The organism is Methylobacterium sp. NPDC097929 (genome assembly GCF_049543375.1).
GTDB lineage: Bacteria > Pseudomonadota > Alphaproteobacteria > Rhizobiales > Beijerinckiaceae > Methylobacterium.
Window position 1 is genome coordinate 104,261 of record NZ_JBMVEP010000011.1, and the last position, 13,350, is coordinate 117,610.

Here is a 13,350-nt window from a genome sequence, read left to right on the forward strand (position 1 = left end):
GCAGCCTGGGACGTCCGCAATCGCCTGCGCGCACGCCCGCACGTCCGATTCAAACATTTAATCCTCAACAAGGCCTGTGGCATTGGACCGCTGGAGGCTTGCGCCGGCCCCGCGTCCTTGCCATCAGCCCGGCCGACACGACGCCCGCGATGGGCAGCAGGGTCGGGCGGTGCCGCAAAGGCGTCATTGGTTACAAACGCCGCGCTGACTACCGGTGTGCGATTGAGCACAGAAATCAAAGAGACTAGCGTCCGCCCAAAGCCGCCCGGGCGAGGCCGCGCGACACGGTATCGGTGAGGAAACATGGCCCATTCCGCAACGCACGATGCGGGCGCGCACGGCGCGCACGTCCCATGGTACCGGGTGCTCTACATCCAGGTTCTGATCGCCATCGTGCTGGGCGTCCTGCTCGGCTGGCTCAGCCCGGAATGGGGCAAGTCGTTCAAATGGATGGGCGACGCCTTCATTGCGCTGATCAAGATGCTGATCGCGCCGATCATCTTCTGCACGATCGTGCACGGCATCGCCTCGATCGGCGACCTGAAGAAGGTCGGCCGCGTCGGCCTCAAGGCCCTGATCTATTTCGAAGTCGTCTCCTCCCTCGCGCTCCTCATCGGCATCATTGTCGGCGAGGTGGTCCAGCCGGGCGCGGGCTTCGGCGCCGACGTGTCGAAGCTCGATGCCAAGGCGGTCGAGGGCTATGCCAGCAAGGCGGCGGCGGATTCGACGGTCGCGCACCTCCTGGCGATCATCCCCAAGAGCTTCTTCGACGCCTTCGCCACCGGCGACCTGCTGCAAGTCCTGCTGATCTCGATCCTGACCGGCGTCGTGCTCACCGGCATGGGTAAGAAGGGCGAGAGCATCACCCACGGTATCGACGCCGCCGGGCAGGTGTTCTTCCGCATCATCGGCCTCGTGGTGAAGCTCGCCCCCCTCGGCGCCTTCGGCGCCATGGCCTTCACGGTGGGCCAGTACGGCATCGGCAAAGTCATCGACCTCGCCTGGCTCGTCGGCACCTTCTACACCACCTCGCTGCTGTTCATCTTCGTCGTGCTCGGCGGTATCGCGGCCTTCGCCGGCTTCTCGATCATCAAGTTCCTCGCCTACATCAAGGACGAGCTGCTGATCGTGCTCGGCACCTCCTCCTCCGAGACCGTGCTGCCGCACATGATGACCAAGATGAAGCGCCTCGGCGCCTCGGATTCGGTCGTCGGCCTCGTGATCCCGACGGGCTACTCGTTCAACCTCGACGGCACCAACATCTACATGACGCTCACCACCCTGTTCCTGGCGCAGGCGGTGGGGGCGGACCTCTCGATCAGCCAGTACGCGACGATCTTCATCGTCGCGATGCTGACCTCGAAGGGCGCCTCGGGCGTCACCGGCGCCGGCTTCATCACGCTGGCCGCGACGCTGGCCGCCATCCCCGGCAACCCTGTCCCGGTGGCGGCGATGACCCTGGTGCTCGGCGTCGACAAGTTCATGTCGGAGTGCCGCGCGCTCACCAACCTCATCGGCAACGGCGTCGCCACGATCGTCGTGTCCCGCTGGGAGGGCGAACTCGACAAGAAGAAGCTCGCCGAGGTGATGGCGCATCCGGTCTCGATCGGCACCGAGATCTCGGACGAGGCGCCGGAAGCTCCGGGCGAAGACGTGCCCCCCACCGCTCCGAAGGCCGTGGCGGCGCAGTAAGCCCGCCTTGGCTCTCGAAAGACTGCGGATCGGGATCGACCTCGGCGGCACCAAGATCGCCGGGGTCGCGCTCGATTCGGAAGGGGCGACCCGCGCGGAAGGGCGTGTCCCGACGCCGCGGGGCGATTACGGCGGCACGCTCGCTGCGGTCGCCGATCTGGTCGCCGCCCTGGAGGCGGAGGCCGGCACGGGCGGCGCGAGCGTCGGCGTCGGCATGCCGGGGGCGGTCTCCCGCACCACAGGCCTGATCAAGAACGCCAACTCCGTCTGGCTCAACGGCAAGCCCTTCGCGCGGGATCTCGCGGCCCGCCTGAACCGGCCGGTCCGGGTCGAGAACGACGCCAACTGCCTCGCCGTCTCCGAGGCCGTCGACGGGGCGGGGGCGGGCGCCGGGATCGTCTGGGCGGTGATCCTGGGCACCGGCGTCGGCTCCGGCATCGCGGTCGAGGGCCGCGCGCTCGCGGGGCGCAACGCCATCGCCGGGGAATGGGGGCACAATCCGCTTCCCTGGCCGCAGGACGACGAGCGCCCGGGCCCGGCCTGCTATTGCGGACGCCACGGCTGCATCGAGACCTGGCTCTCCGGCCCCGGCCTCGCCGCCGATTTCCGTCGCAGCACCGGCGAGACCCGGACGGGTGAGGCGATCGTCGCCGCCGCGCTCTCGGGCGAGGCGCGCGCGCCAGCCTCGCGCGCTACCTCGACCGTCTGGGGCGGAGCATCGCCCACGTGGTCAACATCCTCGACCCCGACGTGATCGTGCTCGGCGGCGGCCTCTCGCGCGTCGAGAGCCTCGTCGCCGCCCTGCCGGAGGCGATCGCGCCTCACGTCTTCTCCGACGCCTTCGACACGCCGGTGCGGGCAAGCCGGCACGGCGACGCCTCCGGCGTGCGCGGGGCGGCGTGGCTCTGGGGGAACACGGAATGATCGGCTGGCTCCGCCGCCTGTTCGGGCAGGAACGCCCGTCCCCGCCAGCCTCGCCGACCTGGGAGCCGAGCCCGCCGCAGCCGCCCATGCCGGCCTGGGAGCCGGAACCGCAGCCGCCGCGACGGCGCAGCGAGGCGGAGATCGATGCCGTCGAGGCGGCCCTGAACGGCTTGATCGCGGCCGGCCTCCGGCTTGGGGGGAATTACGAAGGGATGGACCGGCGCGCGGTCGCGCGAGCGATGGCGGAGCATCCCGAATTCGCGGTCGGCGACGGCAACGAGACCCTGCCGCTGACCGAGCACGGCTCGGACGCGCTGTCGATCGACATCCTGTGGAGCTATCGCGCCCTCGCCGACGCGATCGAGGACGAATTCGCCAACGCAGCGATCTTCGAGGATCACTGCTACGACGGCGCCGACGAGGAGGCCTATCGCGCGCTGTTCGCCCGGCTGATCGCTCTCGCCGGGGTCTGGACCGGCCGCGGCGTCACCGTCGCCCGCGTGCCGGGACTCGGGCCCTACGGGCACGGCTTCCGCGTCGCGTTCGACACCGAGCCGCCGATTCCGCCGCTGACCTTCCCCGCCGACAAGAACTTCGACTGGAGCCTGCTCGAACGGCTCGACGCGAGCCGGCCGGCGGGCGAGACGCGCCGGTTCCGAGGCGCCGCCGATGGCGGGGCGGGGCTGGTGCTGTTCCTCGACGACGCCGAGGCGCGGGCGATCGCGTCGTGCCTCGGCTGGGGGCCGGACGATCTGTGACGGCTCCGTTCGGGTCGGCGGTTTTGCAAGCGTTCCGCTCCTCATGCTGAGGCGCCGAGCGCAAGCTCGGCCTCGAAGCACCCCGGAACGGTCGATCCCATCGGACACGTCTGCCGGGACAGGCGTTGCGGCGTGCTTCGAGGCCGCTTCCGCGGCACCTCAGCATGAGGAGCGGTGCGGATGCCAAATGCACGCGAGCAAACAGGCTTCGAGGGCTGCCGCTTCGCTCGGCAAGTAAGTCAGCATTGACTCATTGACTTCACCCGCCCGCCTCCCGAAAACCCGCCGTCCCCCTTTCGCGGGGCGCAGCCTACGAAAAACACGGTCCCATCATGCCCATCCTGACCTTCCCCGACGGCAACACCCGCGCGTTCGACGCCGCGGTGACCGGCCGGACCGTGGTGGAGGGCATCGCCAAGTCGCTCGCCAAGCGCACGGTCGCCATGGCGCTCGACGGCACGGTCTGCGACCTCGACGACACGATCGAACGGGACGCCGCCATCGAGTTCATCGCGCGCGACGATCCGCGCGCCCTCGAACTGATCCGCCACGACTGCGCCCACGTACTGGCGGAAGCCGTGCAGGCGCTCTGGCCCGGCACGCAGGTGACGATCGGGCCCGTCATCGAGAACGGCTTCTACTACGACTTCGCTCGAGCCGAGCCGTTCACGCCCGAGGACTTCCCGAAGATCGAGGCGAAGATGCGCGAGATCATCGCGCGCGACGCGCCCTTCACCAAGGAAGTCTGGAAGCGCGACGACGTGAAGGCGCTCTACGCCGAGAAGGGCGAGCGCTACAAGGTCGAGCTGGTCGATGCGATTCCCGCCGGCGAGGATCTGAAGATCTACCGCCAGGGCGACTGGTTCGACCTCTGCCGCGGCCCGCACATGACCTCGACGGGCAAGGTCGGCGCGGCCTTCAAGCTGATGAAGGTTGCAGGTGCCTATTGGCGGGGCGATTCCAACAACCCGATGCTGACGCGCATCTACGGCACGGCCTGGGCCTCTCAAGGAGACCTCGACGCCTACCTGCACCGGCTGGAGGAGGCCGAGCGCCGCGATCACCGGCGCCTGGGCAAGGAGATGGACCTCTTCCACTTCCAGGAGGAGGGGCCGGGCGTCGTGTTCTGGCACGCCAAGGGCTGGACGATCTTCCAGGAGCTGATCGCCTACATGCGCCGCCGCCTGAAGGGCGACTACGCCGAGGTGAACGCGCCGCAGATCCTCGACAAGTCGCTGTGGGAGACCTCCGGCCACTGGGGCTGGTACCGCGAGAACATGTTCGCGGCCCAATCCGCCGGCGAGGAGGCCGAGGACAAGCGCTGGTTCGCCCTGAAGCCGATGAACTGCCCCGGCCACGTGCAGATCTTCAAGCACGGGCTGAAGTCGTATCGCGACCTGCCCCTGCGCATGGCCGAGTTCGGCGTCGTCCACCGCTACGAGCCGTCCGGGGCGATGCACGGCCTGATGCGGGTGCGCGGCTTCACCCAGGACGACGCGCACATCTTCTGCACCGAGGACCAGCTCGCCGCCGAGTGCCTGAAGATCAACGACCTGATCCTCTCGACCTACGCGGATTTCGGCTTCGACCAGATCCTGGTGAAGCTCTCGACGCGGCCCGAGAAGCGCGTCGGCTCCGACGCTCTCTGGGATCACGCCGAAGCGGTGATGACGCGGGTGCTGGCCCAGATCGAGGAGCAGTCGGCGGGCCGGATCAAGACCGCGGTCAATCCCGGGGAGGGCGCGTTCTACGGGCCGAAGTTCGAGTACGTGCTGCGCGACGCCATCGGCCGCGACTGGCAGTGCGGCACGACGCAGGTGGACTTCAACCTGCCGGAGCGGTTCGACGCGAGCTACGTCGACGCCGACAGCCAGAAGAAGCCGCCGGTGATGATCCACCGCGCCATCTGCGGCTCGATGGAGCGCTTCACCGGCATCCTGATCGAGCATTTCGCCGGCCGCTTCCCGCTCTGGATCGCGCCGGTGCAGGTGGTGGTGGCGACGATCACCAGCGACGCCGACCCTTACGCCCGCGAGGTCGTCCGCGTCCTGGAGCGCGCCGGGCTCCGGGTCGAGGCCGACCTGCGCAACGAAAAGATCAACTACAAGGTCCGCGAGCACGCGCTGGCCAAGGTGCCGGTGCTGCTGGCGCTCGGTCGCCGCGAGGCGGAGGAGCGCACGGTCTCGGTGCGCCGCATGGGAAGCCAGAAGACCACCACGATGACGCTCGATGCGGCGCTCGCGGCCTTCGTCGAAGAGGCGACCTCCCCGGACCGCCGCAGGGCGGAGGCCGCGGCCGAGAGCCTCCCGAGCACCGACGCGGTGCTCGACGGGCATCACGTCGAGGTTCCGGCGCCGTAGGGCGCTGCGGCGGCCGCCGCTTCGGTGGCCCCCCTCGCCGCAGACTGATATCGTCTCCGTTTGATCGCCTCGGTCCTCGCCCCGCGGCGTCATCGCGAGGCGGAGCCGAAGCGACCCAGAGCGCGACCTGTCCGGACAGCGCGGAGCCCCCGATTGCTTTCGCTGAGCCTCGCAAGGACGACGGAAGAGACCGAAGCAATTAAACGGAAACCCTATGAGACCGTGCCTGTCGCATGACACGCACGGCGCACTCACGAGGTGTTCGGCGCGAGGCGCGGTCGAGGGAGGATGTCCCGCGACCGACCGTGCCGCCTTCGTGACCGTCCTACGGTGCCCCGGCCTCGTCGGGCGGAAGCCAGCGGTCGCGCATCGCTTCGAGAGCATTGGCGTAATCGTCGCTCCAGGGCCGGCGCGACAGGTCGACCGCCGCCGGGCGCCAGCCCAGGGCCTGCGCTTCCCGGAGCACGGCCGCATCCCGGCTGAGGATGACCACCTGCGAGGCGGAGCGCATGGTCTTCGCCGCGGCCTCCGTCGGCAGGTCGGTGCGGTGGAGCAGCGTCAGCCCGTGCTCGGCCGCGACGCGGGCGAGCACGTGCCGCAGCTCGAAATCGCGGTTGCTGATGTGCAGGGCCAGCACGCCGTGTCCATCGAGATGGGCGAGCTCGACCCCTAGTCCCTCCCGGGTGAGCAAGTGCATCGGGATCGAGTCGGACGAGAACGCATCGATGACGAGCACCCGGGCCGCGTCGTGGCGGCCGGCCAGAGTCAGGCGGGCATCGCCCTGCACGATGCGGGCCTCGGGCGCGCATTCGGACAGGAAGCGGAACCGGTCCGGGTCCCGCGCGAGCCGGATCACCACCGGATCGATCTCGTAGAAGGTCCAGGCTTGGCCGGCCTGGGCGTAGCAGGCGAGGCTGCCGGCGCCGAGGCCGACGATCGAGACCGCGGGGATGGGGCCGGTGGCGCGGCGGCTCACTTCGAACACGTCGGCCAGCGGCGTGCCGGGCGCGTAGTAGGTGGTCGGCTCTGGCCGACCCGTGCTCGGCGTGCCGTCATCCTCGCGTAGGCGCATGGCGCCATGAATCGTCGTGCCGTGCGAGAGCAGGCGGAAGCGCCCGTCATTCGAGTTCTGGATGCGGTGGAGGCCGAAGAAGCTGCGGTGCGTGTCGCTCCCGGGCAGGATCGTCTCCGGCAGGAGGCTCGCGATGCCGACGAGGACGCCGACGAGGCCCGCCCGGGCCGGGCTGCGCCAGTTCGCGGCGAGGCTCAGCGTCAGGCCGACCAGCAGCATGCCGACCCCGACTTGCGGCCCCCGGTACAGGGCGAGGGCGAGGGCGATGGTGGCCGTGGCGCCCAGCAGGAAGAGCGAGCGCCGTGCCTCGGCCGCGAAGTGGGACCAGCCGCCGGCCCAGACGCCCGGCCGGCAGACCAGCGCGGCGGCAAGCAGGAGCGGATACTCGGTGATGTCGGAGAAGATCTGCGGAGCCACCAGGGCGGCGAAGATGCCGCCGACCACGCCGCCGAGCGAGGTGTAGAGATAGAACTCGGTGAGACGTGCCGCCGGAGGGCGCAGGGCGTAGACGGCGCGGTGGGCGATCAACGCGTTGACGAAGAGCAGGCCCAGCGTCACGCCGAGATCGAGAAGGAGCGGCGTCTGCCTCACCAGCAGCGCGACGAACGCGGCCACCGTGCCGGCGACCTGCAGGGCACCGAGCGCTTTGCCCGAACCCTCCGTCTCCGATCGTGCCGGCCGGAAGGCGAGGATGAAGCTGACGAGGTAGAGCGCGAGCGGCACGACCCAGATCAGGGGGATCGCCGCCACGTCGGTGGAGATGTGGGCCGTGGCCGCGACGAGCAGGCCCGAGGGCACCGCGGACAGGCCGATCCAGGCGAGGCGGCGCGTGAGGCCGAGCGGCCGGTCGGTTTCATCCTCGGCGGCTGCGGCGGCGATCCCGGCGGGTGCCCCGTTGCGCAGGCGCAGGCCGCAGGCGACCACGGCGCAGGTCAGCGCGGCGTAGCCGAACGACCAGAGCCGCGCCTGCGCGTCGAGGCCGAGCAGCGGCTCGACCAGCAGCGGGTAGGCCAGCAGGGCGGCGAAGGAGCCGGCATTCGAGGCGCGGTAGAGGAAGTAGGGGTCGGCGCTCTGCGCGTGGCCCGAGCGGGCGAACCAAGCCTGGAGGAGGGGGGCGCTCGCCGAGAGCGCGAAGAACGGCAGCCCGATCGAGGCGAGGAACAGGCCGATCAGCCAGAGGGCCTCGCCCTCCGCGGGCGGCGCGCCGAAACCCTTGGCCACCGCCACGGGCAGGAAGACGAAGCCGGCGAGCAGGACGAGGACGTGGGTCGCGAGCGCCGCCCGCGGCTGCAGCCGGCGCGTCAGCAGGTGGGCATAGGCGTAGCCGGCCAGGAGCAGCGTCTGGAACACCACCATCGCCACCGACCACACCGCGGGCGAGCCGCCGAGGATCGGCAGCACGCGCTTGGTGAACATCGGCTGCAGGCCGAACAGCAGCAGGGCCGCGAGAACGAGGGTTCCGGAGAACAGGCCGACGAGCCCGACCCGGGAGGCGGCCCGTGCCGCCAGAGAGGATGCCGGCAGCGCCTGCCGCCGCGACGCCTCGACGCGTGCCATCGCCCGAAATCCCCTCAGATCGTCCTGAGGATCTCGCATACCGGCAAAGATTTAAGGGTTGCCTTCGGCCCGGCTCACCCCTCCATCGCCCGCGACAGTTCCGAGAAGACGCGCGGGTCGGCGCATTGGGCCACGTTGAAGCGCATGTAATCGGCCGCGCCTTGGCCGAGGGAGAAGACGTTGCCCGGGGCCAGCACCACGCCGCGGGCCAGCGCCCGGCGCGAGACGTCGGCCGCGTCGAGGCCGTCCGGAAGCCGTGCCCAGAGGAACATGCCCCCGCTCGGCACGAAGGGGACGCTCAGGCCGGCCTCCTTGAGGCGGCGCACCACCGTGCCGCGGGCCTCGGCCAGCCGGCTGCGCAGGGCGTCGAGATGGTGGCGGTAGCTGCCCTCGGCGAGGAAACGGTGGACGGTGGCGGCGGTGAGGTGATTGTCGCTCAGCGAGACCGCGAGCTTGAGATCGACGAGGCGCTCGACCCAATCCCCCCGGAGCGCGATCACGCCGACCCGGGCGCCGGTGGAGAGCGTCTTCGAGAAGCCGCCGACATGGATCACCCGGTCGAGCCCGTCGAAGCCGGCGAGCCGCGGGCCGGGCTCCGCCTCGAAGTCGGCGTAGGCGTCGTCCTCGACGATGAGCGTGCCGTGCATCTCGGCGAGCCGCAGGATGCGGTGGACGGTGACCGGGCTCAAAGAGGCGCCCGTCGGGTTCTGGAGGCCGGAATTAGTGATGTAGAAGCGGGGCTTGTGCTCGATCAGCGCTTGCTCGAAGGCGGCGAGGTCCGGCCCTTCGGGCCCGAAGGGCACCCCGACCATGCGCAGGCGATGGGCGCGGGCGAGGGCCTGGAACGAGAAGTAGCAGGGATCGTCCAGAAGCACCGTGTCGCCGGGCTCGGCGAGGAAGCGGATGATGAGATCGAGGGCGTGGGTGACCGAGTCGGTCAGCACGAGCTGGTCGGGATGGGCGCGGATGCCGCGCTCGGTCAGACGCAGGGCGAGGTGCTGGCGCAGCGGCGCCAGTCCCTGCGGCGCGTCGTAGAACATCACGGCATCGCTCTGGCGGGCGACGTGGCGCAGGGCGCGCCGCAGATCGTCCTCCGGCAGCCAGCCCGGCGGAAGCCAGCCGCAGCCCGGCCGCAGCGAATCGGGGCGCGCCTCCAGCGACTGGCGGGTGATCCAGACCGGATCGACCGCCCGGTCGAGCCGCGGGCCGATGGCGGCGAGGCAGAGCGGCTCCGGGCGGGCCGAGACGAAGAAGCCGGAGCCCGGGCGGGAGACGATGGCGCCGCGCGCCGCCAGCCGGTCATAGGCCTCGACCACCGTCGATTTCGAGACCTGCAGGCTCTCGGCGAGTCCCCGCACCGAGGGGAGCCGCGCGCCGGGGCCGAGCGCCCGGCCCTCGATGCGGGCCTCGATGGCCCGGATCACGGTTTCGACCCGCGAGAGGGCCGGTCTCGCTGCCGCTTCGATCAGCGCGTCCGTCATGACGGCTCCTCCGAACTGTACGGATGGTCGTTCCGGACAGTTCGTTGAAATCGTACCGCAACCGTCCCTGTCGGGAAAGGCGGACACCCCGCATATCGAGGCTATCGCAGCACAGGAGGCCGATATGAGCTTGACCGAAGACATCACCGCGCCCAGCCCCGGGAGGAAGGCTTGGATCGAGCGGCGCATCCGCGACGCCGTCGTGCTGCTGGGCGGGCTGATTCTCGCCCTGCCGCTAATCGTGCCGTTCGCCTGAGAGCGGGCCGCGCGGCTCAGCCGGCGGTGCAGTTCGCCTCGAACAGCGCCCTCGCGCGCTCCATGGCGCGGAACGCCGTCGGGCTGCCCGGGCTGCGCAGCTCCGGCCCCTCCGGCAGCCGCCCGAGGAAGTTTTCCGGGAGATCGGCGACGAAGGGTCGGGGGCCGGTATAGGCGCCCATGCGGTTGCGGACATCCACCGTGCCGCACAGCGCCCCGGCCCGGCCTATCCGCAGGCCGGCGACCCGGGCTTGCGGGTCGCCCATCTGCTTCCCGATCAGGCTCAGCGCCGTCGAGGCCGCATCGGCTCCCACCGCTGCATCCGAGCCATCGACGACGGTCTGGGCGCCCGCGGCGTGAGCGCCGGACAGGATCAGAAGGGCCGCCAGGGCGGTCTGGTGCGGACGCATCGGATCAGCTTCCCTTCGCCACGACCTCGACATCGTGGTCCATGCCGCTTTCCACCTTGAACTCGCGGGTGAAGACCTGCCCGTCGTGGCGGGCGATCAGCACGTAGTCGCCCTCCGCGAGGGTGACGGAGGGAAAGGCGCCGATCGCCTCGCGGATCGTGTCGCCGCCCGGCGTCAGCACGCTGAAGGCGGTGCCGGCGAAGGCCTCCGTGCCCGGCGCGGCGACGAGCTTCAGGGTCACCGTGGCGGCCCGGTGGTTCATCGTCGCCTCGGTGACCTTGCCATTCTCGACCCGCAGGTCGGCGCGCTGGATCGCGTTCGAATCGCCGTAGCTCGACACGACATGGTAGGTGCCCTCCGGCAGGCGCACGACCTCACCGGCCTTGATGGCGCTGCGTACGAGGCGGCCTTCCGAATTGGTGCCGATGGGCACGAACACGGAGAAGGCGAGCTGGTTGGCCGGAATCTTCTGGTCGCCGACCGCGCCCGACAGGCGGAGGGCGCCCGCGGCCACGCGGAGCTGATCCGCGGCGGCCCGGCCCGACATCGTGATCCGCTTCGAGGCGCTGGCGTAGCCGTAGGTCACGGTGGCGAGATAGGCGCCGGCCGCGAGCTTGAAGCTTGGCGCGGCCTCGTTCGAGCGAGCCACGATCACCGGCCGGCCGGCCTCGCCGCGATCCTCGTAGATGCGCCAGCTGAGCCCGGAGCGGATCGGCCCGTTCGAGCCCGCGAACACCGCCGAGAGCGCCAGATCCGCCTCGCCCTCCGCGGCCGGCGGCGGCAGCATCGGCCCGGTGATGCCCGGCGAGGGCAGCCCCGGCCCGAACGGACTCTGCGGCTGTGCCCGGGCGGGCAGGGCGGCGAGGAGAGCCCCGAGGAGAGCCCAAAGAACAGCCTTGCAGCCCCCGGACCCGCGTCCCATCGTCCCTCGATCCCCTCCGTCCGCCCCGTCGGCGCGTCCGCGCTCTTGAAACCCGACCGTGGCGGCGGCATGGCGGTGGGTGTTCCAGCTTCGGCCCCTCCACGCGGATTGTCCATGACCGAGATACGAGACGCCGCCACGCTCGACCTGCTGCGCCGCCGCCGCTCGGTGCCGCCGATGCTGCTGTCGGACCCCGGCCCCTCCGCGGAAGAACTCGACGGCTGGCTCACGATCGCCGCCCGGGTGCCCGATCACGGCAAGCTCGCACCCTGGCGCTTCCTCGTCATCGAGGGCGAGGCCCGCGAGCGGGTCGGCGCCCTCATCGAGGCGACGTTTGCCGCCGACTTTCCCGAGGCCGACGAGAAGCGTCGCGCCCAGGAGCGCCAGCGTCTGAGCCACGCGCCGCTCGTCGTCGCCGTCGTCTCCCGCGCCGGCCCGCACGCCAAGATCCCGGAATGGGAGCAGGTGCTCTCGGCGGGCGCGGTCTGCATGAACCTCGTCGTGGCGGCCAACGCCGCCGGCTACGCGAGTGCGTGGCTGACCGAGTGGTTCGCCTACGACCGCCGGGTGCTCGACACCCTCGGGCTCGACCCGGCCGAGCGGATCGCCGGCTTCATCCATATCGGCCGGCCGCGGGAGGTGCCCTCCGATCGGCCGCGGCCGGACCTCGACCAGATCGTCACCCGGCTCTAGAGACTTCGATGCATTACGAGGCCGCCCATCCGAGCCTGCCCCACAACCCGTTCAAGGCCATCGTCGCCCCGCGGCCGATCGGCTGGATCAGCGCCATGGACCGGGCGGGCCGGGTGAACCTCGCGCCCTACTCGTTCTTCAACGCGGTGGGCGGCGAGCCGGACATGGTGATGTTCTCCTCCTCCGGTCGCAAGGACGCGATGGCGTTCGCGGAGGAGGGCGGGGAGTTCGTGTGCAGTCTCGCGACCTTCGATCTGCGCGAGGCGGTCAATGCCACCTCGGCGCCGCTGCAGCGGGGCGCGAGCGAGTTCGACTTCGCCGGGCTGACGCCCGCGCCCTCGCACCGCGTGCGCCCGCCGCGCGTGGCCGAGTCGCCCGCGGCGATCGAGTGCAAGTGGCTCCAGACCGTGCCGCTGGTGCCTCTCGGCGGCGGCGAGCCCTCCAACTTCATGGTGATCGGGCAGGTGGTCTCGATCTACATCGACGACCGCTTCGTGGCCGACGGCCGGGTCGATACGGGCGCCATGCGCCCGATCCTGCGCGGCGGCTATTTCGACTATTTCACCGCCGAGTCCGAGAATCGGTTCGCGCTGCGGCGGCCGAAGGGCGGAGGCTGACCGCGCGGGCGCGTCACCCCGTGATGCCGAGTGCCGCCTCGACGCGGGCGATCCAGGCCCGCAGGGCCGGGTAGGGCGTGCGATCGAAGCCGCCCTCGTGGGCGAGGCGGGTATAGGCCACGAGTGCCACGTCGGCGAGGCTCAGGCTCGCGCCGACGAGGAAGGGCCGGTCCTCGAGTGCCCCTTCCATCAGGGCGAGCGCCGCGTGGCCCCGCTCCAGCAGCCTCGGGTCCAGCTCCGCCTCGTCCCGGCCGAGATAGAGACGCTGGAAGCGGCGCACGGCGATGAAGGGCTCGTGGCTGTACTGCTCCCAGAACAACCACTGCCGCATCTTGGCCCTCGCGAAGGGATCGTCCGGGATCAGCGCGGAGTCGCGGGCGAGATAACCGATGATGGCGTTCGACTCCGCGAGCGTGCGGCCATCCTCCAGCACCAGGGTCGGCACGCGCCCGTCCGGGTTGAGGACGAGAAAGGCCGGGGTGCGCGTCTCCCCCTTCAGGATGTCGACCGCGCGCCAGTCGAGAGCAATCCCGAGATGCGCCGCGACCCAGGCCACCTTCAGGCAGTTGCCGGATTTGCGGTCCCCGTAGACGGTCAGCATGTGCGGGC

Annotated in this window: 11 protein-coding genes and 1 pseudogene; 7 read left to right on the top strand and 5 right to left on the bottom strand. The window is 70.6% G+C overall.

All coding sequences use genetic code 11. From position 1 onward, the window contains the following. Positions 1-303 precede the first annotated feature (303 nt). The 4 genes and pseudogenes from ACPCJR_RS21110 to thrS all read left to right on the top strand — a co-directional run bounded on the left by ACPCJR_RS21110 (position 304) and on the right by thrS (position 5,734). Complete coding sequence (locus ACPCJR_RS21110) at positions 304-1,692, top strand: dicarboxylate/amino acid:cation symporter (RefSeq protein ID WP_391514791.1); 1,389 nt, start codon at positions 304-306, stop codon at positions 1,690-1,692. Between the two features lie 7 nt (positions 1,693-1,699). Continuing rightward, a pseudogene (locus ACPCJR_RS21115) lies at positions 1,700-2,616 on the top strand (ROK family protein). Continuing rightward, the gene (locus ACPCJR_RS21120) at positions 2,613-3,374 is read left to right on the top strand and encodes a hypothetical protein (protein ID WP_391514792.1); all 762 of its coding nucleotides are present in this window, start codon (positions 2,613-2,615) and stop codon (positions 3,372-3,374) included. The pseudogene ACPCJR_RS21115 and the gene ACPCJR_RS21120 overlap by 4 nt, the downstream one beginning before the upstream one ends. 332 nt (positions 3,375-3,706) lie before the next feature. Further along, positions 3,707-5,734: a threonine--tRNA ligase gene (gene thrS / locus ACPCJR_RS21125; RefSeq protein WP_391514793.1), complete on the top strand. Its 2,028-nt coding sequence runs from the start codon at positions 3,707-3,709 to the stop codon at positions 5,732-5,734. 325 nt (positions 5,735-6,059) lie between these two features. Here the strand turns inward: thrS and ACPCJR_RS21130 are convergent, their stop codons facing one another. Further along, entirely contained in the window at positions 6,060-8,363 is a 2,304-nt protein-coding gene (locus ACPCJR_RS21130; protein WP_391514794.1) for a hypothetical protein, read from the bottom strand. Between the two features lie 74 nt (positions 8,364-8,437). Continuing rightward, positions 8,438-9,844 carry a PLP-dependent aminotransferase family protein gene (locus ACPCJR_RS21135; protein WP_391514796.1) on the bottom strand — a complete coding sequence of 469 codons (1,407 nt, stop codon included), beginning with the start codon at positions 9,842-9,844 and terminating at the stop codon, positions 8,438-8,440. Between the two features lie 124 nt (positions 9,845-9,968). On the opposite strand from ACPCJR_RS21135, the gene ACPCJR_RS21140 reads away from it, so the two are divergent. Next, a complete protein-coding gene (locus ACPCJR_RS21140) occupies positions 9,969-10,100 on the top strand; it encodes a hypothetical protein (protein ID WP_391514797.1) in 132 nt (43 codons plus the stop codon). A 16-nt stretch (positions 10,101-10,116) separates the two neighbouring features. Here the strand turns inward: ACPCJR_RS21140 and ACPCJR_RS21145 are convergent, their stop codons facing one another. Beyond that, the gene (locus ACPCJR_RS21145) at positions 10,117-10,509 is read right to left on the bottom strand and encodes a hypothetical protein (RefSeq protein WP_391514799.1); all 393 of its coding nucleotides are present in this window, start codon (positions 10,507-10,509) and stop codon (positions 10,117-10,119) included. Between the two features lie 4 nt (positions 10,510-10,513). After that, positions 10,514-11,431, bottom strand: coding sequence for a hypothetical protein (locus tag ACPCJR_RS21150; RefSeq protein ID WP_110351343.1), 918 nt, complete (start codon positions 11,429-11,431; stop codon positions 10,514-10,516). A 114-nt stretch (positions 11,432-11,545) separates the two neighbouring features. On the opposite strand from ACPCJR_RS21150, the gene ACPCJR_RS21155 reads away from it, so the two are divergent. Together ACPCJR_RS21155 and ACPCJR_RS21160 are read left to right on the top strand one after the other, a co-directional pair. Next, positions 11,546-12,124: a nitroreductase family protein gene (locus tag ACPCJR_RS21155; RefSeq protein ID WP_391514801.1), complete on the top strand. Its 579-nt coding sequence runs from the start codon at positions 11,546-11,548 to the stop codon at positions 12,122-12,124. Positions 12,125-12,132: 8 nt separating this feature from the next. Continuing rightward, on the top strand, positions 12,133-12,741 hold the full coding sequence (locus tag ACPCJR_RS21160) for a flavin reductase family protein (protein ID WP_391514803.1): 609 nt from the start codon (positions 12,133-12,135) through the stop codon (positions 12,739-12,741). Positions 12,742-12,754: 13 nt separating this feature from the next. Here the strand turns inward: ACPCJR_RS21160 and ACPCJR_RS21165 are convergent, their stop codons facing one another. Continuing rightward, on the bottom strand, positions 12,755-13,342 hold the full coding sequence (locus ACPCJR_RS21165; protein ID WP_391514805.1) for a glutathione S-transferase family protein: 588 nt from the start codon (positions 13,340-13,342) through the stop codon (positions 12,755-12,757). Positions 13,343-13,350: the final 8 nt, after the last annotated feature.

What these genes read in the sequence shown, in the direction of transcription:
- ACPCJR_RS21150 (WP_110351343.1), bottom strand. Translation starts at nt 11,431, where the DNA reads ATGGGACGCGGGTCCGGGGGCTGCAAGGCTGTTCTTTGGGCTCTCCTC.
- ACPCJR_RS21140 (WP_391514797.1), top strand. Translation starts at nt 9,969, where the DNA reads ATGAGCTTGACCGAAGACATCACCGCGCCCAGCCCCGGGAGGAAGGCT.
- ACPCJR_RS21120 (WP_391514792.1), top strand. Translation starts at nt 2,613, where the DNA reads ATGATCGGCTGGCTCCGCCGCCTGTTCGGGCAGGAACGCCCGTCCCCG.
- ACPCJR_RS21145 (WP_391514799.1), bottom strand. Translation starts at nt 10,509, where the DNA reads ATGCGTCCGCACCAGACCGCCCTGGCGGCCCTTCTGATCCTGTCCGGC.
- ACPCJR_RS21165 (WP_391514805.1), bottom strand. Translation starts at nt 13,342, where the DNA reads ATGCTGACCGTCTACGGGGACCGCAAATCCGGCAACTGCCTGAAGGTG.
- thrS (WP_391514793.1), top strand. Translation starts at nt 3,707, where the DNA reads ATGCCCATCCTGACCTTCCCCGACGGCAACACCCGCGCGTTCGACGCC.
- ACPCJR_RS21135 (WP_391514796.1), bottom strand. Translation starts at nt 9,844, where the DNA reads ATGACGGACGCGCTGATCGAAGCGGCAGCGAGACCGGCCCTCTCGCGG.
- ACPCJR_RS21160 (WP_391514803.1), top strand. Translation starts at nt 12,133, where the DNA reads ATGCATTACGAGGCCGCCCATCCGAGCCTGCCCCACAACCCGTTCAAG.
- ACPCJR_RS21130 (WP_391514794.1), bottom strand. Translation starts at nt 8,363, where the DNA reads ATGGCACGCGTCGAGGCGTCGCGGCGGCAGGCGCTGCCGGCATCCTCT.
- ACPCJR_RS21155 (WP_391514801.1), top strand. Translation starts at nt 11,546, where the DNA reads ATGACCGAGATACGAGACGCCGCCACGCTCGACCTGCTGCGCCGCCGC.
- ACPCJR_RS21110 (WP_391514791.1), top strand. Translation starts at nt 304, where the DNA reads ATGGCCCATTCCGCAACGCACGATGCGGGCGCGCACGGCGCGCACGTC.